Source organism: Rhodococcus globerulus, from assembly GCF_019334125.1.
Classification (GTDB): Bacteria; Actinomycetota; Actinomycetes; order Mycobacteriales; family Mycobacteriaceae; genus Rhodococcus_F; species Rhodococcus_F globerula.
Genome location: NZ_CP079698.1, coordinates 6405418 through 6427115 on the forward strand (window position 1 = coordinate 6405418; position 21698 = coordinate 6427115).

Sequence of the window (21698 nt, forward strand, 5' to 3'; positions counted from 1 at the left end):
CGTCTCGGTGACCACCGCATTGGTTGGTCACAACTCTGTTGACTACAAGACTGCCTTGCGCTGCTGAGAAGCCGCTGAGACTCACCTGTCACTTTGCCCAGAGTTTGCACCGATAATTCTGTGCACCCTGCTCACTTTTCGAAAAGCACTCTCGCTGAACACATTACCCACGGTGTCCAGTTATTCGGCGATCGGACCCGGCTCCCCGGGAAGCACGATCCGAACCAGTGCCCCACCACGATCGGATTCCTCGATCGCAATGGTGCCACCGTGCTTGATCACCACCTGGCGCACTATCGCAAGTCCCAGACCGGATCCCGGCATGGAACGCGCAGCGGTGGACCGGTAGAAACGATCGAACACCAACTCCCGATCTTCCTCCGGAATACCCGGTCCCGCATCACTGACGGTCAATTCCAACAGTCCTTGACCGACTGGGCGCATCTCGACGCGCACCTGCTCGCCCTTGGGGCTCCATTTCGCGGCGTTGTCGAGGACGTTGAGTACGGCACGCGAGAGTCCCGCTTGATCGCCGTACACAAACCAGGGCGTTGTCACGGCCTCGAATTCAATTTCGTTGCGGCGTCGACGCGCACGTTCGAGTGATCGTTCGACGACGTCACTGACATCAACGCGCTCGTACACCGTTTCGGGTGCGTCTTCTCGCGCGAGATCGACGAGGTCACCGACAAGAGTCGACAGCTCTTCGATCTGTGCCACGACGTCGGCTCGCAGTTCCGCCATGTCCTCGTCCGGAATTTGTGGTGCCCCTGGCCGGCTCGACGCGATCAGCAGCTCCATATTGGTGCGGAGCGACGTCAGCGGTGTGCGCAGTTCGTGACCGGCGTCGGCGACGAGGCGACTCTGTCGTTCCCGGGATTCGGCAAGTGCCCGGAGCATGGTGTTGAAGCTCTCGGTGAGGCGCGCCAGTTCGTCGCTGCCGGATACGGGGATCTGCGTCAGATCGTCGGTTCGGGCAACGCGTTCGGTGGCATCCGTCAACCGGGCGATAGGTCGTAAACCTGTGCGCCCCACCGTCGTACCGGCTACCGCGGCAAGTATGACGCCGCAGCCACCGACGACAAACAGCACCCAGGCAAGTCGATCGAGCACTGCGACGGTCGGCTCCAACCGCTGCGCGATCACCAATGTGCTTCCGTCGTGGGTTCGTTGCGCCAGCACGCGCTGGCCTTCGACGGTCCGCAGTGACGACTCAGCGGTGCCCCGCGCGACGGCGAGTTCGGGTTCGCCGATCGGCACGTCGGAACCTGGCGGCTGATACGTATCGAGGTTCGAAAAGACGAGGGCCACACTGATATCGGTGGTGTACAGGGTGGCACCGGTGATGTACCGGGGATCGAAACGCACGATGTTGCTGTCAATGAGAACCGATGCGCGAGTGCGTAACTGGTGATCAACGTCGGCGTACAGCGCACGTGAGACCACCGCATAGGCAGCGATGGCCATGACGGCGACGGCTACCGCAACGACGGACGCGGCCAGCAATGTGACTCGCCATCGCAGCGACACCGATCGGGTCAACGGCATGGGCGGGCGCATCCCGGCCGCCGAGCCGTTCGATGTGGGAGAGGTCTTCGGCTCCGCGTTCTTGCCGAAGGGTGCAGCGATCACGGTGGTGTCTCCCGCAGGACGTAGCCGACACCGCGCACGGTGTGAATCAGCCTCGGTTCGCCGTCGGCCTCGGTTTTACGACGAAGGTAGCCGACGTAAACCTCGAGAGCGTTGCCGGAGGTCGGGAAATCGTATCCCCACACCTCCTCGAGAATGCGTCCACGGGTGAGGACGCGACGCGGGTTGGCCATCAGCATTTCGAGAAGCGAGAACTCGGTTCGGGTGAGACTGATGGATCGCTCGCCTCGCCGAACCTCACGGGTCACCGGGTCGAGGGTGAGATCCTCGAAGGTCATCATCTCGGAGTCTGCGTCGGGATCCGGTGCGGTTCGCCGGAGCAGCGCGCGCAATCGGGCAAGCAGCTCTTCCAGTGCAAAAGGCTTGGGAAGGTAGTCGTCGGCACCCGCGTCGAGACCGGCGACGCGTTCGCTGACGGAATCGCGGGCAGTGAGCACCAGAATCGGGAGATCATCGCCGGCGCTGCGGAGCCGGCGGCACACCTCGAGTCCGTCGAGGCGCGGCATCATGACGTCGAGAACCACGGCGTCCGGCCGGTTCGCGAGGATCTTCTCGAGCGCGTCGAGTCCGTCCACCGCCAGTTCGACCGTGTAGCCGTTGAAGCTGAGCGAGCGCCGGAGCGACTCGCGAACCGCCCGGTCGTCGTCGACCACCAAAATACGCATACCGACAGTTTGGACTGAAGTGCTGAGATAGGGCTGAGAGGGTCCCGTTCGGGAGGTTCGGCGTGTCGCGGTCAGTCTTCAGTGCGGCGTGGTCCCGGCAGGCTCCAATGACGCCACAGCGCAAGCAATCTGAAGACGGCGGCAAACGCGGTGCCGACCACAAGCGCACCGTTCGTGGACAACCCCCACGCCGAGACTGTGACCACCAACGCAGCGCCGAGGAGCGCCGGGACGGCATAGAGGTCCTTGTGGAGCAGCAAGGGCACCTCGTTGACGAGGACGTCTCGGATCACGCCGCCGCCGATCGCCGCGGTGGCACCGATCAGCGTGGCAGCCAGTCCGCTGGCGTTGTTCTCGAGGGCGATGACGGTTCCGGTGCTGGCAAACAGGCCCATGCCCAGTGCGTCGAGCGCCAGAATTTCGCGGCGCAGGCGGTTGAGCGGCTCGTGCAGGTAGAACACCGCCAGCGACGTGAGGGCGGCCGTTCCGAAGTACGGCCAGCTACTCAGCGAACTGGGTGGGTGGACGCCGAGTAGGACGTCGCGGACGATACCGCCGCCGATGCCGGTGAACACGCCCACCGAGCACACCCCGAAGATGTCGAGACGCTTGGTGACGCCCACCAGAGCACCGGAAGCGGCAAACGCCACGATGCCCACCAGTTCGAGGATCGACAGCAGCACCGGCCAAGGATCGCACGGTCAGAGGCGCTGAGGGTCGATCACCCCGAGTCGAACTGCTTTGACCAACCGTCGGGGAACCTTGTGGGTGTGGCCGAAGGCGGTGACCTCGACCAGATCGGGCGGCGTCGCTTTCCACTGGGACCGTCGACTACGCGTGTTGGAGCGGGACATCTTCCGCTTGGGAACAGCCATCAGCGCGCCGTGCGCTTTCCGTAGCGACGCTCGAACTTCTCGACGCGGCCAGCGGTATCCATGACGCGTTGCGCTCCCGTCCAGAACGGGTGCGAGTCGCTCGTGACGTCGACAACCAGCAGCGGGTAGGTGTTGCCATCTTCCCATTGGGTGGTTCGGTCACTCGTCACGGTGGAACGGGTGAGGAAGCTCTTGCCGGTGCCGGCGTCCTGGAACACCACGGGGTGGTAGTCGGGGTGCAGTTGCTTTTTCATTCGTTTGCCTCTCGGGTCGATTCGGTTTCTGCGTAGGGTGATTGGGATTCGTCACATGGGTCCTCGTGGAACTCGCCGAACGGGTCATCCCAGGTAGACCACGATTTTTCGTCGGCCAGTTCCTCGTCGGTGACCAACGCATGTTGCAGCGTTCGGTCGATCTCGAGGGGGTTGGCGTCGCACACCAGCACCACCATCGAGGTGTCGCGGTCGCCGAAACGGTCGTCCCATTTCAGTGCGGCCAGTGCGCGTCGCTCGACCGGCACGCCCTCCAGTTCCTCGGGAATCATGGCAGCCAGCCACGTGTCTGCGCTTGCAACCCGGAGGCCGCCGCCTGCGGATTCCAGCCAGAGCGCCTCCCCGGGTTGCGTCGCGACCCACACTCGCCCGCGCGAGCACACGACGCCGTCAAGCAGGACGTCGATCGCGTCATGTAGACGTCCGGGGTGGAACGGGCGGTTGGCGGTGAACTCCACGAGCATCACGCCGCTGTCTTCCTCGAGCGGTGGCTGGAAACGCAGCAGCGGTGAGTGAGCGTCGGCAAGTTCGCCGCGTCTGGAATCCTCGGGCACTGCGAGGAGCACCTTCTCGATGTCCCCGCCCGCATCGACGACGGGAGCCCGCGGCGCAAGCCGCGCCAGGACAGCCCGCAGACGCGTGTGTCGCCAACTGTCGAGATCTGCCATTCCCCGCACGACAAGTGCGTCGGCGAACTCGACCTGGCCGACAACAACCTGAGCCAGCGTTCGATCGTCGTCGAGGGCTTCGTCGCTGAGGGCGTCCGAAAGCCAGCTTTCGGCGTCGATGCACGTCACAACGGCGTCGACGCGAACATCTCGCTCGGCCGGACCGTCCAGTTGGCCGACGACTCCGGCCACCACGACGTGCTCGATCGCCCAGCACAGCGCTTCGGGTTCGAGTTGCGGGTCCAGCAGCACGACGATGCGCGCAACCGAACTGCGAGCGTGTAACCGACGCAGCAGCGGTAGCAAATCCTGGCTGAGCGTGCAGGACACGCAGCCGTGCGCGAGTTCGAGGATGGTCTCCCGTTCCGAGACCGTGTTGCCGGCCACTGTCGTTCCGGTCACTGTCGTCCCGGCCACTGTCGTGATTGTCCGTCGCACTACTCCTTCGCGGACGTGACTCAGGTCGTGATGCACCAGCACTGTTCCGGCCCGCAGTAGTGCGCGCGCAGTCGGTGTGGTGGTTTCGCTCATGCCGGCAACCAGGACCAGCGGAGTCCTGCCGTCCAGGATCGTGTTCACAGCGCGCCCTTTCTGGGAATGATTGTCATTACCGAGACTGGACGCTACATTGATCTCACTCCATTGTCGAAAACGATTGTCATCTGCAATTAGAAAGGAACACCCATGTCGTCTCGCTGCCAAGTGACCGGACGTGTGCCGGGATTCGGAAAATCCGTCTCGCACTCCCACAAGCGTTCGAATCGCCGCTGGAATCCGAACATCCAGCGCAAGACGTATGTATTGCCGAGCGAAGGGCGTCGCGTCACCCTCACTCTGTCCACGAAGGGCATCAAGACGATCGACCGCGACGGCATCGAATCCGTCGTCGCCCGAATCCGCGCACGCGGCGAGAAGATCTGAGCTGATGGCCCGCAACGAGATCCGGCCGATCGTGAAACTGAAGTCCACCGCAGGCACCGGCTACACCTACGTGACCCGCAAGAACCGTCGCAACGACCCCGATCGACTCGTGCTGAAGAAGTACGACCCGGTGCTCCGAAAGCATGTCGATTTCCGAGAAGAGAAATAGCCGTGGCCAAGAAGTCGAAGATCGCCAAGAACAACCAACGACGGGTCATCGTCGAGCGATACCGCGAGCAGCGGTCCGCCCTGAAGGAGACGATTCGCTCCCCGAAAAGCTCCCTTGAGGAACGCGCACGGGCCCAAGCGACCCTGCAACGTCTACCACGCGACGCGAGTCCGGTACGATTGCGCAATCGAGACGCTGCGGATGGACGTCCGCGCGGCCACCTGCGGAAGTTCGGGCTATCCCGGATTCGCGTGCGAGAAATGGCGCACCGTGGGGAACTGCCTGGCGTACACAAGTCGAGCTGGTAAGGAAGTCGGATGGCAGTCAAGCGTTCACCGTCGAAGAAGCCACGCCCCGTAGAGGGACGTAAGCCCAAGAAGAACCCGTTGTTCGCAGCGAAGATCACGCATGTCGATTACAAAGACATCAACTTGCTTCGCACGTTCATCTCGGACCGCGGCAAGATCCGTAGCCGCCGCGTCACGGGCCTGACCCCGCAGCAGCAGCGTCAGGTCGCCGTTGCAGTGAAGAACGCACGCGAAATGGCGTTGCTTCCCTTCACCGCCGCACGGTAGTCACACGTAGAAGACCGGAAAGGCCGCGCAGTCACTCGACTGCGCGGCCTTTTTGTTGCCCGGACTAAGATTCCTGAAGTTATTCGGTCCAGCTGAGAGGTGCCCGCAGCGTGTCGGGAGTTATTGCGGGTTTCACCGTTATTTTTGTTGTCATCGCGGTCGGCTTTCTCCTCGGTCGCCTCGGCACGTTGGGCAGCCAAGGCCAATTTGTTCTCGGCCGCCTCGTCTTCTTCGTCGCAACCCCCGCGCTGCTGTTCACGACCCTCGCGTCGTCCGATCTGTCGGTGATCTTCTCGCCTACGTTGGCGGTCGCGTCGGCCACTGCCTTTGCCGTCGGCGCCTTGTACGTAGTGATCGCAAAACTCTGGCTTGGTCGACCGCTTCCCGAACTGACCATCGGCGCGCTGTCCGCGTCGTACGTGAACTCGGCGAACCTCGGTATCCCGATCGCAGTGTTCGTCCTCGGTGACGCAACGTTCGTGGCGCCACTTCTGCTGTTCCAGATTGTCGTGTACTCCCCCATCGCGTTGACGATCCTCGATCTCACGGCATTGCGGGGCGAAGCCGAAAAACTGTCACTGATCGACACTGTCACCGCTCCGTTCAAGAACCCGATCGTGCTCGCAGGTGCGGCGGGCTTGATCGTCGCGTTGATCGGCTGGGTGCCACCGAGACCGCTGATGCAGCCGTTCGAATTGATCGGGGCAACCTCGGTACCCGGCGCCTTGCTTGCCTTCGGCCTGTCCTTGTACGGCGTGCGCGTGCTCGAGAAAGGCTCGAGTCCCCGCCGGGACGTGGCGCTGGCCTCGACGCTCAAGATCGTCGTCCAACCGGTGCTCGCCTATCTGATGGCGCATTACCTGCTCGGCATCGACGGTCATCAATTGTTTGCGATCGTCGTCGTGTCCACCTTGCCGACTGCCCAGAACGTTTTCATCTACGCGAGCCGTTACCGTCGCGGAATGGTGTTGGCCCGAGACAGCGCATTTGTCACCACTTTGGCATCAATTCCGGCAATCGCGCTGGTCACGGCGCTACTCGCATGACCAGGGTTACGGTGGATGCATGCGCGTAATCACCCTCGCCGTTCTGGCCGCCCTGGCATTGGCGGGATGTGCCATCGGCACGAGTACCAATGCCGGCGTCGGGACCCCGAAAGTGCTTGCAGCGCAGGGTGCTGTTCCCGCCGATTGGGCACGAGAATCGCCTGTCCCCACGGAGGTCGACGACACTGATATCGGCACGATGTTCGAGGATCGGCCGGACATCGTCGGCGCCGGGGAGACCATGTTCGAGTCGTGGTCGGAAGTGGACGAGAATACCGTTGCCGTTCATTTCGTGACCGGAACGCCGGAATGTTACGGCGCGTATACAACTCTCGACGAGACGGACGACGCGGTGGTCATCACGCTCCACACCGGTTCTCTGCCCGAAGCTGCGGACAGGATGTGCGTTCTTGTGGCCGTGTTCGGATCCCTCGATGTGCATTTGAGTAGACCGCTCGGCGATCGCGTCGTGGTCAACGGATAGTCGCACGCCTTTTCGTCACAACTTCTGCGGGTTAACACTCCGTTTTGTCAGGTGTGGCGTGGGTCTCTTCGCGGCAGACTGTGAGCAGTCACCCGTTCACTGTTCACGCGTCGGCTTCTATTCGACTCGAGCGGTGCTCAACTACGAAGGAGCTCGCAAGTGCCTACTCTTCAGAGAGATGTCGCAATCGTCGGCGCCGGCCCCTCCGGCCTGGCAGCCGCAACCGCGCTGCGCAAAGCCGGCTTGTCCGTCGCTGTTCTCGAGGCACGCGACCGCGTCGGCGGCCGCACCTGGACCGACACCGTCGACGGCGCGGTCCTGGAAATCGGCGGCCAGTGGGTCTCCCCCGACCAGACCGCGCTGATCGGGCTTCTCGACGAACTCGGCCTCACTACGTTCGACCGATACCGCGAGGGCGAATCCGTCTACATCTCCACCGCAGGCGAACGCACCCGCTACACCGGCGACTCCTTCCCCACGAACGACACCACCAAAAAAGAGATGGACCGCCTCATCGACGAGATGGACGATCTCGCCGCACAGATCGGCGCGGAGGAGCCGTGGGCTCATCCACTTGCCCGTGACCTCGACACCGTCTCGTTCAAGCAGTGGCTGATCAATCAGTCCGACGACGCCGAAGCTCGCGACAACATCGGACTTTTCATTGCAGGTGGCATGCTCACCAAGCCTGCCCACGCGTTCTCCGCGCTGCAGGCCGTTCTCATGGCCGCCTCCGCCGGTTCGTTCTCGAACCTGGTGGACGAGGACTTCATTCTCGACAAGCGTGTGGTCGGCGGAATGCAGCAGGTATCCATCCGCATGGCCGCCGCCCTGGGCGACGATGTCTTCCTCAACGCTCCCGTGCGTACCGTGCAGTGGACCGAAGACGGTGCAGTTGTGTTGGCGGACGGTGACGTTCGCGTCGAGGCAAAAAAGGTCATCCTGGCTGTCCCGCCCAATCTCTACTCTCGGATCTCCTACGATCCCCCGCTGCCGCGCCGCCAACACCAGATGCACCAGCACCAGTCCCTTGGTCTGGTCATCAAGGTGCACGCCGTGTACGAGACGCCCTTCTGGCGTGAAGACGGCTTGTCCGGCACCGGTTTCGGCGCGTCCGAGGTCGTTCAGGAGGTGTACGACAACACCAACCACGAGGACACTCGTGGCACCCTGGTCGCCTTCGTCTCCGACGAGAAGGCGGACGCGATGTTCGAGCTTTCCGCCGAAGAGCGTAAGGCCACGATTCTCGGGTCGATCGCCCGCTTCCTCGGCCCGAAGGCAGAAGAGCCGGTCGTGTACTACGAATCCGACTGGGGTTCGGAGGAATGGACCCGAGGCGCGTACGCCGCGAGCTTCGATCTCGGTGGTCTGCACCGGTACGGCGCCGATTCACGGACACCGGTCGGCCCGATTCACTTCTCCTGCTCCGACATTGCGGCCGAAGGCTACCAGCACGTGGACGGCGCTGTGCGGATGGGCCAACGGACGGCGGCCGATATCGTCTCCCGAGTCAAGGGATAACCCGATCGCAGTCGTGACCGCTCGTTTCAGCGGTCACGACTGCCGGGCAATGATCGCGAGTAGCAACTCCGCTCGCACCCGTGCCACGTCCAGACTGCAGTCGATCAGCGTCTCCACCTTGGCAATTCGGCTGCGCAACGTATGCCGATGAACGCCCATGGCGATAGCCGCTGCTTCCCAATGCCCGTTGGCTTCGAGGAAAGCGCGCAACGACGCCAGCAGTTCGGTGCCGTTGTCGCGGTCGTAGCGATCGAGCGGGGCGATCATCGTTTCCGCCAACGTGTTCAGCACTTCTCGGGTTGAACTGAACGCGAGTAGCACGCTCCCTGTGAGAGCTGCGAATTCCAAAGGCTCCCCACCGGTTTCCGCCGCCGACGCGCAGAGCTGTGATTGCTCGACCGTGGCCGCTAGTGCCAGAACCTCACGTTTGCCACTCAGTCCCACCCGCAACGAACGGCGGTCACCGGTCGACACATCTCGCAGCAGCGCTCGAACGAAGTCGACGTCGTCGGTTCCACGCAGAACAACCGTGACCCGGGCATCGTGGATACGTGAGAAGAGTTGCCGGCCAGCCTTGTTCAGGAACGACGCAATTTCTCCCGCGACGCGCGTCGCAATGTCGGGCGTGTCGGCCAGCACCGTGAGACCACGGATCATGCCGTCCCCGTCTGCCGCCGCCCGAATCTGCTGCCACGCCGGCGCGGGATCGCGATCCTCGGTCAACAGCAGGCCAAGCGCGTGCGAGTTCAGTTGATTCTGCGTTGCCTGCAACCTAGCCGGCTTCTCGAAGTCCAACGCCAGCAACGAGTTTGCGTGACCGAGTAGGATCTGGTCGACGTAGCTCAGTGACGACGCACTGATCACCGCCAGGTATCCGTGAAGTGTTCGGCCGACGGATATCCGTTGCGCCGCGATGGACGCCCCCGAACTCGCGAGGGTGACGCTGCTGGACGCGCCGCCGCCCAGAGTCCCCCGCAGTTCCTCGATCACGTCGTCGGCCGGCAGTTCGGGGTAACTCTCGAGCACCCGACCGGCCACGTCGAGCAACAGGACGGTCGCCGACGTCGCGATAGCGAGTTCACGCACCGTCGAGGCGGTTCCACCGGCGATAACGGCGCGCGTCATCTTCGGCTGTGCCCGCGATGCCCGCAGAACCGCTTCGTATTCCTGTTCGGCCAACCGGCTCATCACTCGTTTCACCACAGCGGCAAAGGGAGTCGGCAACGGCACCTCGATCAACGGCAGGCCGATTTCGTCAGCGACGGTAACAAGGTCGGCCGGCACCTCGGGGTACGAGAGCCCGGTGCCGAATCCGACCGCGGCCACGCCGGCCGCGTCGAGCATGCGGAGATACCGCCCACGTTTCTGCGCTGTCGACGGCAATCTGATGCCGGTCGTGAGGATGAATTCACCTCCGGTCAGCCAACGGAACGGGTCAAGCAGTTCAGTGGCGTGCGCAAACGTGATTTCTCGACCGACGCCTTCTGCCCCGCCTTTCAGTTCCAAAGCAAGGTCTTCCTGCGCCAACATCCACCGCACGGGGATCGTCATGCGCTGGACTGTACAACTCGGCGTGTCGATCCCAAAAGATTTCGACTTTATGGCAGCTGTCGAAATCTGTGAGTCAGCGCACACTTGCTGACACAGCCCCACACAGTGCGGGTTCGTGGCGCTTCGTCTGGACTGCGAACTCGTTCGACCGCGAGAGGAACCGGTACCGATGTCGATCGTCGTACTCGAGAACTACATCAACGGTGAATTTGTCGCCTCGTCCGCGACGGAAACGCTCGACCTGATCAGCCCGGTGGATGAAAGCATCGTCGGGCGTGCTCCGATCTCGACCAAAGCCGATGTGGACGCCGCCGTTGAAGCCGCACAACGCGCATTCGAGACGTGGGGCAAGACAACGCCGAGTGTCCGTCAGACCGCGCTTCTCAAACTCGCCGACGCGATCGAAGCGCACAGCGACGAAATCGTCGCCGCCGAGAGCGCAAATACCGGCCAGGCTCACCAGATGATCGCCGACGAAGAGGTCAAGGTCGGGGCCGATCAGATGCGGTTCTTCGCCGGAGCTGCACGACTTCTCGAGGGCAAGGCGGCCGGAGAGTACATGGAGGGTTTCACCTCCTACGTCCGTCGTGAGCCCATCGGCGTCGTCGGTCAGGTCACGCCGTGGAACTACCCGTTCATGATGGCGCTGTGGAAGATCGGCCCTGCACTCGCTGCCGGCAACACGATCGTCCTCAAGCCGAGCGACACCACCCCGGGCAGCACGCTGGTACTGGCCAAGCTGTCCAAGGGAATCCTGCCGGACGGCGTGTTCAACGTCGTGCTCGGCAACGGCGGTACCGGCGCGACGTTGGTGGAGAATCCGGCCCTCGGTCTTGTCTCCATCACCGGTTCGGTACGTGCAGGCATCGCGGTCGCCGTATCCGCAGCGCAACAACTCAAGCGCGCCCACCTCGAACTGGGCGGCAAGGCACCGGCCATCGTGTTCGACGACGTCGACATCGAAAAGACCGCAACCGGCATCGCCGAGGCCGCGTTCTTCAACGGCGGCCAGGACTGCACCGCAGCCACCCGCGTGATCGTCCACGAATCCATTCACGATCAGCTTGTCGACGCACTGGTGCGTAACGCCGAAAAGCTGCGCCCCGGCGCGCCTTCCGACCCTGATGCGTTCTACGGTCCGCTCAACAACATCAACCACTTCAACACCGTGAGCGACAAGATCGCGAACCTGCCGGCGTCGGCCACGATCGTGACCGGTGGAAAGCGTTCAGGCGAAACCGGATTCTTCTTCGAGCCGACAATCATCACCGGTGTCGCGCAGTCCGACGACATCGTGCAGGAAGAAACCTTCGGTCCCATCCTCACGGTCCAGAGCTTCTCCGACGAAAAGGAGGCGATCGCCCTCGCCAACGACGTTCGGTTCGGCCTTGCCTCGAGCATCTGGACCAAGGATCACGGTGTCACCCAACGGCTCTCCGCGGCCCTCGACTTCGGAGCGGTGTGGATCAACTGCCACATCCCGCTCGTCGCCGAGATGCCGCACGGCGGCTTCAAGTACTCCGGCTACGGCAAGGATCTCTCCGCCTACGGAGTCGAGGATTACACCCGCCTCAAGCACGTCATGAGTTCGCACGACTGAGTCGCCGCCCCTTCCTGCTGTGCGCCTTTGTTCACCGCCCGCGGTTAACAAAGGCGCACAGCAGATTCCTCCAATCCGGAAAAGAGCCACCATGCGCCTTATCGTCGGATACCTCGCCACACCCAGCGGTAAAGACGGGCTGGTCCTCGGGACGCAGCTCGCGCGCAGTCTCGGCGCGCAACTCGACATCTGCATGGTGCTCCCTCCGGACCGAACCCTCCCGGCCAAGATTCCCTCGGAACCCGGCTACGACGACATACTCGCCGCCCGCGCGCACGAGTGGCTTGCCGAGGCTCGAGCGTCGGTGCCCGAGGACATCCCGGTCGAAGTACATCTGAGCTTCCACGAGTCGTTTGCTCAGGGACTACTCGACGAAGTGGACCGACTGGGCGCGCTGGCGATTGTGGTGGGTGCGTCCGGCGACGGTCTGCTCGGCCGCCACTCGATAGGTTCGGTGTCCACCGAACTGTTGCACTCGGCCCACGTCCCGGTTGCACTGGCACCGCGCGGAACCCGACACTCGTCGGCGTCGGCGATCCGCGAGATCACGTGTGCACTCGGTACCCGTGTCGGCGCCGATATCGTCTTGAACACGGCTGTGCGCACCAGCGAACAAATGCACGTTCCGCTGCGCCTGGTCTCACTGGTGGCGTTGGACCCGCAGAACGATCTCCGCGATCACCGCGACACTGCCGAGTCGGCGAGAGAGCGCGCGCGAAGTCACGCTCAGGACACACTCGACGTCGCAAGGGCTGCGCTCCCCGAGGATGTTCCGATCGAGGTCATCATCGCCGACGGTTCCACTGTGGAATCGGCAGTGCGTCAACTGGACTGGCAGGACGGCGATCTCGTGATGGTCGGTTCCAGTCGCCTCGCGCAGCCGCGCAAACTTTTTCTGGGCTCCACCGCCGCCAAGATGCTGCGCGTGTTGCCCGTTCCCATGGTCGTAGTGCCCAAGCACGAATTCACCCAGCCGGAGGCACTGTCATGACGAGCAACGAAACTTCGCAGCCACCTGCAGGCAACGAACTGAGTTCCAAAGGTCTCGCCACCGGCAAGATCGGGATGATCTCCGGCGCAGTTCTCGGAATCTCTTCCGTGGCACCGGGTTACACCCTGACCGCCAGTATCGGATTGATCGTCGCCGCCGTCGGCCTCAAGATGCCCGCCATCTTCATCGCCGGCTTCATTCCGATGTTCCTCACCGCGTACGCATATCGCGAACTGAACTCCGATACTCCAGACTGCGGGGCGTCATTCACGTGGTCCACCAAGGCATTCGGCCCGTACGTCGGCTGGATGTGCGGTTGGGGCATGGTGATCGCCACCATCATCGTGCTCTCGAATCTCGCCGCCATTGCCGTCGACTTCTTCTATCTGTTCATCGCACGGGTGGTCGACAATCCGTCGATCGCGGATCTACCGGGTAACAAACTTGTCAATGTCGGCACGACGCTGGTGTTCATCGCCCTGGCCACCTGGATAGCGAGTCGAGGAATCACCACGAGCGAGCGCGTGCAGTTCGCACTCGTCGGCTTCCAGATGGTGCTGCTCGTCGTCTTTGCCGTCGTCGCACTCGTTCACGTCGGTGCCGGAGACGCCCCGGCCGGATTGTCGTTCGACCTCAGCTGGTTCAACCCGTTCAGCGGACTCGCCATCGGCGCTTTTGTCATCGGACTGACCGGATCGATCTTCGCCTTCTGGGGCTGGGACACGTGCCTGACGTTGGGTGAGGAGTCGAAGAACCCCAAGAAGACCCCGGGCCGCGCCGGACTACTGTGTGTTGCAACCATTCTCCTGACCTATCTGCTGGTTGCCGTTGCCGCGATGATGTACGCCGGCGTCGGAGAGGAAGGCCTCGGCCTCGGAAATCCCGAGAATTCGGAGAACGTCTTCGGCGCATTGGCAGACCCCGTACTGGGCGACTGGGGCGGCATGCTCCTCTTCCTTGCCGTCTTCGTATCCTCGGTCGCCAGCCTCCAGACCACGTTCCTCCCGGCCGCACGAACCATGCTCGCGATGGGAGCCTACGGAGCCTTCCCCAAGAAGCTTGCCGAGGTATCCCCGCGGTTCCTGGTGCCGTCTTACGCGACCGTGGTTGCCGGCGTTGTGACGGCGGTGTTCTACACCGTTGTCACGTTCCTCTCCGAAAGCGCTCTCCTCGACACGATCGCTGCGCTGGGCATCATGATCTGCTGGTACTACGGCATCACGGCATTTGCGTGTGTCTGGTACTTCCGCCGGACGGTGTTCGACAGCATGCGCAACTTCGTCTTCCGACTGGCGTTCCCGCTACTGGGTGGCCTGATGCTGCTCGCGGTGTTCGTCATCTCGATCCAAGAGAGCATGGATCCCGAGAATGCGAGTGGCGCTTCGATCGGCGGAATCGGCCTGGTGTTCTTCCTGGGCTTCGGAATCCTGATCCTCGGCGCCGTACTGATGATGGTGATGCGCGTGCGCAACCCGGAGTTCTTCGAGGGCAAGACCCTCAACCGCGACACGGTCGCGTTGCGCGACGAAAGCGATCTCAGCTCGACTTAGGAGACTGGGCAACCAACCCAGCCATCAGCACGCGCAAACCGAATTCGAAGGCGGCATCGGCACGTTCGGGATTTTTCCCGGACGTTGCCAATGCCGCCTTCATCGCGTCGTTCACTTCCGGCCCGGCGGCCCATTGGACCTCGGGCGCTGCCAGATCGAGCGCGGAACCGAGAACAAAACTGTCTACCGTCGTGATCGCGTGGAGCGTCGCCGACGGATCGAACCCACCGTCCGAAAATGCCTGCGCCAGTGCGTTGTACAGACCGAAGGCAACACCGGCTTGCACCGTCTGGGCAGTGAAGAGCGGGATCAAGCGAGGATGCTCGGCATAGCTGCGCCGGTATTCGGACGCCAACGCCGCTACGGTGTCGGTCCACGAACCGTCAACCGATCGGAGGTCGATGCCCGCCATCAATTGAGCTCTCATCAGTTCGACAATTTCGGCCCGCCCGGACACATGGTTGTACAGCGAGGACGGTCGCACCTTCAGTCTTCCCGCGAGTCCCGGCATGGTGAAGTCGCCGGTTTCGTCCACCGATTCGATTGCCGCCTCGGTGATGATTTCGGGCGAGAGCAGTCGTTGCGATGGCCGCGGCATATGTCCTCCTGTAGTGATCCACACCGTTCGGTGCGCCGCAAAAAAAACAATTCCTCGAAAGTCCTTGATCAATCAGCGCTCACCCACCATACTTAACGAATCACATTCGTTTTACGTTGAACGTCGAACATCCGAGTACTGAGGAAACCCCATGCTGACGATCACCGCCCTCACTCCGCCCGAGTCGCCGGCCGCGACAGCGCAGTCCACGTCTGCCCCACTGCGCGTCGGCCTCGTCCAACATCGCTGGCACGAGGACCGCAGCGACCTCCACACCGAACTGAGCGAGGGCATCGCGGCCGCAGCCAAGCTGGGCGCTTCAGTGGTCTTCCTTCCGGAGCTGACGCTCAGCCGCTACCCGGCCTCCACCCCCGCCGGCGACAATCCCGGACGCGAAGCGGAAGACCTACTCACCGGACCCACGCTCGCCTTCGCAGCCAAGGCTGCCGCCGAGAACCAGGTCCTCGTTCATGCGTCGCTGTACGAGCGCAGCGAGGCCGAGGACGGACTGGGCTTCAACACCGCCATCCTCGTCTCGCCCGCCGGTGAACTTCTCGGGAGAACCCGCAAGCTCCACATTCCGGTGACCGCCGGGTACTACGAGGACACGTACTTCCGAGGAGGCCCGGCGCAGGACGCGTACCCCGTTCACGAGGCACTCGGCGCCAAGTTCGGACTCCCGACGTGCTGGGACGAGTGGTTCCCCGAGGTCGCGCGCGCTTACTCACTCGCCGGTGCACAGGTCCTGGTGTACCCCACGGCGATCGGCTCGGAGCCCGATCACCCGAACTTCGACACCCAACCGCTGTGGCAGCAGGTAATCGTCGGAAACGGTATCGCGAACGGCACCTTCATGGTCGTCCCCAACCGGCACGGCAGCGAAGGCCTCATCACCTTCTACGGTTCGTCCTTCATCTCCGACCCATACGGACGCATCCTCGTTCAGGCGCCCCGTGACGAATCAGCTGTGCTGGTAGCCGATCTCGATCTTCAGCAGCGCGAGGACTGGCTTGCACTGTTCCCGTTCCTGGCCACTCGCCGACCCGACACCTACTCGGCCCTGACCGCACCGGTGACCACCGCGGGAGCCAACCGATGACCTGGCGCATGCCCGCGGAAAGTGAACCGCACGAACGTACCTGGATGGCCTACCCCAGCGCCGGATACTCCCTCGGGGACACTGCGGAGCAGCAGCACGAAGCGCGGTCGACGTGGGCTGCAGTTGCCCACGCCGTCGCCGAATTCGAGCCGGTCACCGTCGTCGTCGATCCCACCGAAGTCGAAGAAGCACGAAAGTACCTGTCCGAGAAGATCGATATCGTCGTAGCGCCGCTCAACGACGCCTGGATGCGCGACATCGGGCCGACGTTCGTCTTGTCCGACGAGGGCCGCCTCGGCGGAGTCGACTGGGTGTTCAACGGCTGGGGCGCACAGGATTGGGCGCAGTGGGACAAGGACTCGAAGATCGGCGCGTTTGTCGTCGAACAATCCGGTGCCCAGTTGATCGACTCACCACTCGTCAACGAGGGCGGCGGCATTGCGGTCGACGGCCTCGGCACCGTGTTGGTCACCGAAACCGTCCAACTCGATCCGGGGCGCAATCCCGATCTGACAAAGGCGGACATCGAGGCCGAACTCGCCCGCACCATCGGCGCCAAGCACGTGATCTGGCTGCCGCGCGGCTTGACTCGCGATCAGGAGACCTACGGAACGCGCGGACACGTCGACATCGTCGCTGCCATCTCGTCCCCCGGAGTGGTACTGGTCCACGACCAGCGCAACCCCATGCACCCCGACTACGCCATCAGCAAGACCATCATCGAGTTGTTCGAACGCTCGACCGATGTCGGCGGACGGCCGTGGAAGGTCATCCGTGTTCCCGCTCCCGAGATCCTGCGCGACGACGAGGGATTCGTCGACTACAGCTACATCAACCACCTCGTGGTCAACCGCGGAGTGATCGCCTGCAGCTTCGACGATCCCGCCGACGCGGAAGCGGTCGAGATTCTTGCAGCCGCCTATCCAGGACGCACCGTCGTCACCGTCGACGCGAGGCCTCTGTTCGAACGCGGCGGCGGCATCCATTGCATCACCCAGCATCAGCCGGCCGAGCAAAACTAGTGACGGCCCCGCATGTAGTCGCTGACCACGGCTGCGCCGAGGCCGTCGACATCAGGAGCTATGACGCGTCCGCCCACCCGGTGCGCCATTCGGTCGACCACCCTGGCCAGACCGGGATCCTCACCGAGCCGGAAGAACGTGACCTTGGCGCCCAGTCTGGCCACCGCGTCGAGTGCGCGAACCGTAAGTCCCAGGGTTCGCGCACTCGGCGGGTAGTCGAACCGTGCTTCTCCGTCCGCTTCGAGATGAGCCGTCGGCTCACCGTCGGTGACGATCAGCACCACCGGCTGCGCGTTGGAATGGCGTCGAAGGTGCCTGGCCGCCAACAAGAGTGCATGGTGGAGGTTGGTTCCCTGATCCCACGCGCCGTCCAGTCCCGCCAACTCCGACGGGTTCAACACATGCGCGTGGCGTCCGAAGGCGATGAGTTGCAGTTCGTCACTGCGGAAGCGGGTACTCACCAGATGATTGAGCGCCAGCGCGGTGCGTTTCATCGGTACCCAGCGATCCTCCATCACCATGGAGAACGACGTGTCCACCAACAACGCGACGGCAGCCTGACTACGCTGCTCCGTTTCGGCAACTTCGACGTCGACGACACTCAGCCGCACCGGCATTCGGCCCGGGTCACGCAGCACAGCGTTGGTGATCGTTCTCGTGACGTCCCAGGGTTCTGTGTCCCCGAATTCCCATTCTCGGGAAGCTCCGGTCGGTTCGCCCATCGAGCCGGCCCGACGCGTATCTCGTTGTCCGTTTCTGGATGACAACTGACCGGCAACGTCGCGCAGTGCCGTCTGTCCGAGTTGGCGCATTGCCTTGGGCGACAAGCGCCATTGACCGTCGGGTGCCCGATCGAAGAAACCCTGTTCCTGCAAGGCTTTTTCGAGGTCGGCCAGGGTGCGAGCGTCAGCTGCGGCTTCGTCACCGAGTTGCCTCGCGAGCAGTTCGGGGTCGATGTCGTCGAGCCCTGCCCCCGCATACTGTTGCGAGAGTTGATCGGCCAACGATTCCAGCTCGGCGATATCGGACAGTGCGCCAGTCCCCTCACCCAAGCCCATTCCGTTGTCCCCGCGGAACTGCTGCGAACCTTCCCAGTCCTCCCCCGGCCGGGCGGCCTGCAGATACTGATCCAGCTTGCCGAGTTCGTCGATCAGGCTCGGATCACCGAAAGCCTGCTGCGCCAAAGCATCCAACTCGTCACGTTGCTCTTGAGACAGCGAGTTTCGTAGGCGCTGCGCGGCAGCGGCGCGTTGCGCGAGGGAGTCGAGAAGTTCCTCGACATTGCGGGGGTTGTCGGGAAAATACTCTCCGTATTTGTCCATGAACTCCGTGAACTGCTCCGGAGTGTCAACCCCACGTGCATGAGCGTCGAGCAGTTGATTCAGATCGGCCAGCATCTGGCGAATCTGCTCACGATCCTCGTCGGTAGCGCCCTCGAGTGCCTGCTTCATTCCCGAAAAACGCTGATCGAGAACCTCGCGTCCGAGAAGATCACGAATCTTCTCGTAGTCGGCTCTCGCCTGCTCGCTGCGCCAGTTGTAATCGGCCAGTTCCTGAACCGCCTGAGCCGTCGACGGCGGCAACTCCTCGATGCGCATTTCGTTGAACCTGGCATCGTCGTCGAGAGCGCGCGCCAACTCCTTGCGCTCTTCGAGCACCGCCTTGTCCAGCAATTTCCGGGCCTCGTCGAGAGTTCCGCCGAGGTTGTTGCGGCGCAGCAGTTCGCGTCGACGCCGATTGGCCTGGGCGGCAAGGTCGTCGAGCCCGCGCATGTCCCGGTTGCCGCGCCGCAAGAGTTCGCGCAGCGCATGGCGAGGCGACGTCCCGGACAGCACGTCGTCACCGATCGCCGCCAACGCATCGCGCAGGTCCACCGGCGGTGCCAGCGGATCGGGGCCGCCGTCGTATGGTCCATAGCGCGGATTGTGAATCATCGCCCGCTCCTTACGAGTACACCGAGCGGCCGCCCGGGCCTTGATCTTTGGAGATCCGGCGCGCGAGGTAGAGCCCTTCGAGCGCCAACTCGGCACCAGCGGCACGCTCACCGTCGGATTGGGCACCAAGACGTTCGGCGATCTCGTCCAGGACCTCGATCTCGGGCAGTTCTTCGAGAAGTGCCTTGGCCGTGACGGATTCACCCGTGACGACGGTATTGCCCATCTCCACGGCGGCAACCAACATTCCCAGGTCGATTCCACCGAGGCGCACCCGAACGGTGTCTGCCGTCGCTCGACGCAACAGGTGCTCGAGCACTTCCAGTTCGCGGCCCTCTTCGCCGGATTCGAACTCCACCTTGCCGCGCAGAACTTCCACGACCGATTCCAGATCTACCGGTCTCGCAACAGCATCCGCCTCACCGAGGACCGCGGCACGTCGTACCGCTGCGGCACTGACGGTCTCGGCGCCGGCCACGGCAAACCGTGCCGACACACCCGAACGCTGGTCGACGGACGTGGATTCACGGAGCAGTCGAGTGAAGCGGGCAAGGATCTCGAGCAGGTAGTCGGGAACCTCCGCTGCGAGATGCGCTTCCTGCTCGATCACAGCGATTTCGTCCATCAACTCGACCGGATAGTGGGTACGAATCTCAGCACCGAAACGGTCTTTGAGCGGGGTGATGATGCGCCCGCGGTTGGTGTAGTCCTCGGGGTTGGCGCTCGCCACCAACAGTACGTCGAGCGGGAGCCGCAACGTGTATCCACGAACCTGGATGTCGCGCTCTTCCATCACGTTGAGAAGCGACACCTGGATACGCTCGGCGAGGTCCGGAAGTTCGTTGATCGCCACAATTCCGCGGTGCGCTCGGGGAACGAGGCCGAAGTGAATGGTCTCGGGGTCACCGAGGCTGCGCCCCTCCGCGACCTTGACCGGATCGACGTCACCGATCAGGTCCGCGACCGAGGTATCAGGGGTCGCAAGTTTCTCGGAGTACCGCTCGCTGCGGTGACGCCACACCACCGGCAGATCGTCGCCCAGTTCCTCGGCTCGACGAATCGAAGCCGGCGTGATCGGCTCGTAGGGATGCTCCCCCAGCTCCGACCCTTCGATGACGGGCGTCCATTCGTCGAGCAGCAAGCTGAGCGTTCGAAGCACTCTTGTCTTGCCCTGCCCACGTTCGCCGAGTAGGACGACGTCGTGGCCGGCGATCAGGGCCCGCTCGAGTTGCGGAGCGACAGTGTCCTCGAACCCGACTATGCCGGGCCAAGGATCGCGGCCGTCCCGCAACGCGGCGAGAAGGTTCTCCCGAATTTCTTCTTTGACACTTCGTTGCACGTGTCCGGCGGCGCGTAGCTCACCGAGAGTCTTGGCGACAGTCACCACACCAAGTTACGAGCATTTGCGCGATTGCGCCGCGCGCCGAGAAAGATTCGAGGTCAGCCCTGCACCTGAGACTGGTCCATCCAGATGATTTCCCAGATGTGGCCGTCGGGATCCTGGAAGCTGCGGGAGTACATGAATCCGTGGTCCTGAGTGGCATTTCCAGCGCTGCCACCTGTTGCCAGAGCCTTGTCGACGATGGTGTCCACTGCCTCGCGAGTCTCCGCCGACAGACCCAACAGCGCTTCCGTCGACGTCGACGTATCGGCAATTTCCTTCGACGTGAAGGTCTTGAAAAATGGCTCTGCCAGCAACATCACGACAATTTCGTCGCTGATGACGATAGACGACGCGTTGTCGTCGGAGAACTGTGGGTTCTTGGCGTACCCGAGCCCCTCGTAGAAGGCTGTGGCCTTGCCCAGGTCTTTGACGGGCAGGTTGAGGAAGAACATGGTCGGCATGAAAGTTCCTTTCCGATGGTCTGGTGTGTGCCTTTATACCCGTACGCGATGAAATCCAGACCTAAACTCCACGCATGGATACCTGGGTCTTACCCGCCATGCTCGGCCTCGGCCTTGCCGCAGCTTCGGGGATGCGAACGTTCCTTCCGCTGCTGATGCTGAGCGCTGCCGTCCATTTCGAGCTGTTCGGGATCACTGTCGGCGAGTCGATGCAGTGGATCGGATCGACCGGCGCTCTGGTGGCGCTGGCGATCGCCGCGGTCGTCGAATTGGGTGCCGACCTCATTCCCTTTGTCGACAACGCGCTATCCGTGGTCGGCAATGTCACCGGTCCCATCGCCGGGGTGATCGCGGCCTGGGCCGCGTTCAGTCACCTTGATCCTGCGGTGGCGGGGATAGCCGCCATCATCGTCGGGGCACCAACGGCACTGACCTTCAGCTCCGCGCAGACCGGCGCGCGAGCGGTCAGTACGGCAACCACCGGTGGGCTCGCCAACCCTGTGCTCTCGGTGGTCGAGGACGTGCTGACGTTCTTCACGTCGTTGATTGCGATGATCCTTCCGCTCCTGATCATTCCGCTGCTCGCCGCGCTCTTGTGGTTCAGTTGGCGGGGCCTGCGCCGCCTCCGCGGTGCGCGTACCGCCTGAACATCCACACCTGGT

The 21698-nt window shown here is 63.1% G+C and carries 24 protein-coding genes; 13 read left to right on the forward strand and 11 right to left on the reverse strand.

Annotation, left to right across the window (positions count from 1 at the left end; genetic code table 11):
• Positions 1-180: 180 nt before the first annotated feature.
• The 6 genes from KYT97_RS29185 to mrf form a co-directional block, all read right to left on the reverse strand.
• Entirely contained in the window at positions 181-1560 is a 1380-nt protein-coding gene (locus tag KYT97_RS29185; protein ID WP_202025801.1) for a HAMP domain-containing sensor histidine kinase, read from the reverse strand.
• A gap of 68 nt (positions 1561-1628) precedes the next feature.
• Positions 1629-2315 carry a response regulator transcription factor gene (locus KYT97_RS29190; RefSeq protein ID WP_033234232.1) on the reverse strand — a complete coding sequence of 229 codons (687 nt, stop codon included), beginning with the start codon at positions 2313-2315 and terminating at the stop codon, positions 1629-1631.
• 71 nt (positions 2316-2386) lie between these two features.
• Positions 2387-2998 carry a trimeric intracellular cation channel family protein gene (locus KYT97_RS29195; protein ID WP_033234231.1) on the reverse strand — a complete coding sequence of 204 codons (612 nt, stop codon included), beginning with the start codon at positions 2996-2998 and terminating at the stop codon, positions 2387-2389.
• Positions 2999-3016: 18 nt separating this feature from the next.
• Complete coding sequence (gene rpmF / locus KYT97_RS29200; RefSeq protein ID WP_033234230.1) at positions 3017-3190, reverse strand: 50S ribosomal protein L32; 174 nt, start codon at positions 3188-3190, stop codon at positions 3017-3019.
• Entirely contained in the window at positions 3190-3444 is a 255-nt protein-coding gene (locus KYT97_RS29205) for a type B 50S ribosomal protein L31 (protein ID WP_033234229.1), read from the reverse strand. Before KYT97_RS29205 ends, rpmF begins: the two co-directional genes overlap by 1 nt.
• Positions 3441-4709 (reverse strand): ribosome hibernation factor-recruiting GTPase MRF, encoded by a 1269-nt coding sequence (gene mrf / locus KYT97_RS29210; RefSeq protein ID WP_245005959.1) that lies wholly within the window; start codon positions 4707-4709, stop codon positions 3441-3443. Before mrf ends, KYT97_RS29205 begins: the two co-directional genes overlap by 4 nt.
• A 105-nt stretch (positions 4710-4814) precedes the next feature.
• Between mrf and rpmB the strand changes: the two genes are divergently transcribed.
• The 7 genes from rpmB (at position 4815) to KYT97_RS29245 (ending at position 8846) form a co-directional block, all read left to right on the forward strand.
• Complete coding sequence (gene rpmB, locus KYT97_RS29215; RefSeq protein ID WP_033234228.1) at positions 4815-5051, forward strand: 50S ribosomal protein L28; 237 nt, start codon at positions 4815-4817, stop codon at positions 5049-5051.
• Positions 5052-5055: 4 nt separating this feature from the next.
• A complete protein-coding gene (rpmG, locus tag KYT97_RS29220) occupies positions 5056-5220 on the forward strand; it encodes a 50S ribosomal protein L33 (protein ID WP_003946358.1) in 165 nt (54 codons plus the stop codon).
• Between the two features lie 2 nt (positions 5221-5222).
• Positions 5223-5528 carry a 30S ribosomal protein S14 gene (gene rpsN / locus KYT97_RS29225; RefSeq protein ID WP_033234227.1) on the forward strand — a complete coding sequence of 102 codons (306 nt, stop codon included), beginning with the start codon at positions 5223-5225 and terminating at the stop codon, positions 5526-5528.
• A gap of 9 nt (positions 5529-5537) precedes the next feature.
• Complete coding sequence (gene rpsR, locus KYT97_RS29230) at positions 5538-5795, forward strand: 30S ribosomal protein S18 (RefSeq protein ID WP_003946414.1); 258 nt, start codon at positions 5538-5540, stop codon at positions 5793-5795.
• 110 nt (positions 5796-5905) lie between these two features.
• Positions 5906-6841 carry an AEC family transporter gene (locus KYT97_RS29235; RefSeq protein WP_045069227.1) on the forward strand — a complete coding sequence of 312 codons (936 nt, stop codon included), beginning with the start codon at positions 5906-5908 and terminating at the stop codon, positions 6839-6841.
• 19 nt (positions 6842-6860) lie between these two features.
• Positions 6861-7325 carry a hypothetical protein gene (locus tag KYT97_RS29240; RefSeq protein WP_033234225.1) on the forward strand — a complete coding sequence of 155 codons (465 nt, stop codon included), beginning with the start codon at positions 6861-6863 and terminating at the stop codon, positions 7323-7325.
• Positions 7326-7484: 159 nt separating this feature from the next.
• Positions 7485-8846 (forward strand): flavin monoamine oxidase family protein, encoded by a 1362-nt coding sequence (locus tag KYT97_RS29245; RefSeq protein ID WP_219111440.1) that lies wholly within the window; start codon positions 7485-7487, stop codon positions 8844-8846.
• A 33-nt stretch (positions 8847-8879) separates the two neighbouring features.
• On the opposite strand, the gene KYT97_RS29250 is transcribed toward KYT97_RS29245, so the two are convergent.
• Complete coding sequence (locus KYT97_RS29250; protein WP_045069222.1) at positions 8880-10397, reverse strand: PucR family transcriptional regulator; 1518 nt, start codon at positions 10395-10397, stop codon at positions 8880-8882.
• A 169-nt stretch (positions 10398-10566) separates the two neighbouring features.
• Here KYT97_RS29250 and KYT97_RS29255 point away from each other — a divergent pair, with 169 nt between their 5' ends.
• From KYT97_RS29255 to KYT97_RS29265, 3 genes are all read left to right on the forward strand, one after another.
• Positions 10567-11997: a gamma-aminobutyraldehyde dehydrogenase gene (locus tag KYT97_RS29255; RefSeq protein WP_095888439.1), complete on the forward strand. Its 1431-nt coding sequence runs from the start codon at positions 10567-10569 to the stop codon at positions 11995-11997.
• A 91-nt stretch (positions 11998-12088) separates the two neighbouring features.
• Positions 12089-12988, forward strand: coding sequence for a universal stress protein (locus tag KYT97_RS29260; RefSeq protein WP_033234222.1), 900 nt, complete (start codon positions 12089-12091; stop codon positions 12986-12988).
• On the forward strand, positions 12985-14538 hold the full coding sequence (locus tag KYT97_RS29265) for an APC family permease (protein ID WP_033234221.1): 1554 nt from the start codon (positions 12985-12987) through the stop codon (positions 14536-14538). The genes KYT97_RS29260 and KYT97_RS29265 overlap by 4 nt, the downstream gene beginning before the upstream one ends.
• Here the strand turns inward: KYT97_RS29265 and KYT97_RS29270 are convergent.
• On the reverse strand, positions 14525-15136 hold the full coding sequence (locus tag KYT97_RS29270) for a TetR/AcrR family transcriptional regulator C-terminal domain-containing protein (RefSeq protein ID WP_033234220.1): 612 nt from the start codon (positions 15134-15136) through the stop codon (positions 14525-14527). The two genes, KYT97_RS29265 and KYT97_RS29270, sit on opposite strands and share 14 nt — an antisense overlap.
• Before the next feature lie 151 nt (positions 15137-15287).
• On the opposite strand from KYT97_RS29270, the gene KYT97_RS29275 reads away from it, so the two are divergent.
• Positions 15288-16235, forward strand: a complete 948-nt coding sequence (locus KYT97_RS29275; RefSeq protein ID WP_033234219.1) for a nitrilase-related carbon-nitrogen hydrolase — start codon at positions 15288-15290, stop codon at positions 16233-16235.
• Positions 16232-17257, forward strand: a complete 1026-nt coding sequence (locus KYT97_RS29280) for an agmatine deiminase family protein (RefSeq protein WP_219111441.1) — start codon at positions 16232-16234, stop codon at positions 17255-17257. The genes KYT97_RS29275 and KYT97_RS29280 overlap by 4 nt, the downstream gene beginning before the upstream one ends.
• Here the strand turns inward: KYT97_RS29280 and KYT97_RS29285 are convergent.
• Genes KYT97_RS29285 through KYT97_RS29295 form a run of 3 tightly spaced genes read right to left on the reverse strand, consistent with a single transcriptional unit; the run spans position 17254 to position 21036 of the window.
• On the reverse strand, positions 17254-19191 hold the full coding sequence (locus KYT97_RS29285) for a vWA domain-containing protein (RefSeq protein WP_033234217.1): 1938 nt from the start codon (positions 19189-19191) through the stop codon (positions 17254-17256). The two genes, KYT97_RS29280 and KYT97_RS29285, sit on opposite strands and share 4 nt — an antisense overlap.
• A gap of 10 nt (positions 19192-19201) precedes the next feature.
• Entirely contained in the window at positions 19202-20578 is a 1377-nt protein-coding gene (locus tag KYT97_RS29290) for an ATP-binding protein (RefSeq protein WP_092806774.1), read from the reverse strand.
• 53 nt (positions 20579-20631) lie between these two features.
• On the reverse strand, positions 20632-21036 hold the full coding sequence (locus KYT97_RS29295; protein WP_033234216.1) for a VOC family protein: 405 nt from the start codon (positions 21034-21036) through the stop codon (positions 20632-20634).
• Positions 21037-21110: 74 nt separating this feature from the next.
• On the opposite strand from KYT97_RS29295, the gene KYT97_RS29300 reads away from it, so the two are divergent.
• Positions 21111-21683, forward strand: coding sequence for a DUF4126 domain-containing protein (locus KYT97_RS29300; protein WP_033234215.1), 573 nt, complete (start codon positions 21111-21113; stop codon positions 21681-21683).
• The last annotated feature ends 15 nt before the right edge of the window (positions 21684-21698 follow it).

Bases quoted from the DNA above. Each gene is read 5' to 3' on its own strand.
- KYT97_RS29300 (WP_033234215.1), top strand. From the start codon at position 21,111: ATGGATACCTGGGTCTTACCCGCCATGCTCGGCCTCGGCCTTGCCGCA.
- KYT97_RS29255 (WP_095888439.1), top strand. From the start codon at position 10,567: ATGTCGATCGTCGTACTCGAGAACTACATCAACGGTGAATTTGTCGCC.
- KYT97_RS29285 (WP_033234217.1), bottom strand. From the start codon at position 19,191: ATGATTCACAATCCGCGCTATGGACCATACGACGGCGGCCCCGATCCG.
- KYT97_RS29270 (WP_033234220.1), bottom strand. From the start codon at position 15,136: ATGCCGCGGCCATCGCAACGACTGCTCTCGCCCGAAATCATCACCGAG.
- KYT97_RS29280 (WP_219111441.1), top strand. From the start codon at position 16,232: ATGACCTGGCGCATGCCCGCGGAAAGTGAACCGCACGAACGTACCTGG.
- KYT97_RS29240 (WP_033234225.1), top strand. From the start codon at position 6,861: ATGCGCGTAATCACCCTCGCCGTTCTGGCCGCCCTGGCATTGGCGGGA.
- rpmB (WP_033234228.1), top strand. From the start codon at position 4,815: ATGTCGTCTCGCTGCCAAGTGACCGGACGTGTGCCGGGATTCGGAAAA.
- rpsR (WP_003946414.1), top strand. From the start codon at position 5,538: ATGGCAGTCAAGCGTTCACCGTCGAAGAAGCCACGCCCCGTAGAGGGA.
- KYT97_RS29265 (WP_033234221.1), top strand. From the start codon at position 12,985: ATGACGAGCAACGAAACTTCGCAGCCACCTGCAGGCAACGAACTGAGT.
- KYT97_RS29185 (WP_202025801.1), bottom strand. From the start codon at position 1,560: ATGCGCCCGCCCATGCCGTTGACCCGATCGGTGTCGCTGCGATGGCGA.
- KYT97_RS29190 (WP_033234232.1), bottom strand. From the start codon at position 2,315: ATGCGTATTTTGGTGGTCGACGACGACCGGGCGGTTCGCGAGTCGCTC.
- KYT97_RS29260 (WP_033234222.1), top strand. From the start codon at position 12,089: ATGCGCCTTATCGTCGGATACCTCGCCACACCCAGCGGTAAAGACGGG.
- KYT97_RS29205 (WP_033234229.1), bottom strand. From the start codon at position 3,444: ATGAAAAAGCAACTGCACCCCGACTACCACCCCGTGGTGTTCCAGGAC.
- rpmG (WP_003946358.1), top strand. From the start codon at position 5,056: ATGGCCCGCAACGAGATCCGGCCGATCGTGAAACTGAAGTCCACCGCA.
- KYT97_RS29250 (WP_045069222.1), bottom strand. From the start codon at position 10,397: ATGACGATCCCCGTGCGGTGGATGTTGGCGCAGGAAGACCTTGCTTTG.
- KYT97_RS29275 (WP_033234219.1), top strand. From the start codon at position 15,288: ATGCTGACGATCACCGCCCTCACTCCGCCCGAGTCGCCGGCCGCGACA.
- rpmF (WP_033234230.1), bottom strand. From the start codon at position 3,190: ATGGCTGTTCCCAAGCGGAAGATGTCCCGCTCCAACACGCGTAGTCGA.
- KYT97_RS29295 (WP_033234216.1), bottom strand. From the start codon at position 21,036: ATGCCGACCATGTTCTTCCTCAACCTGCCCGTCAAAGACCTGGGCAAG.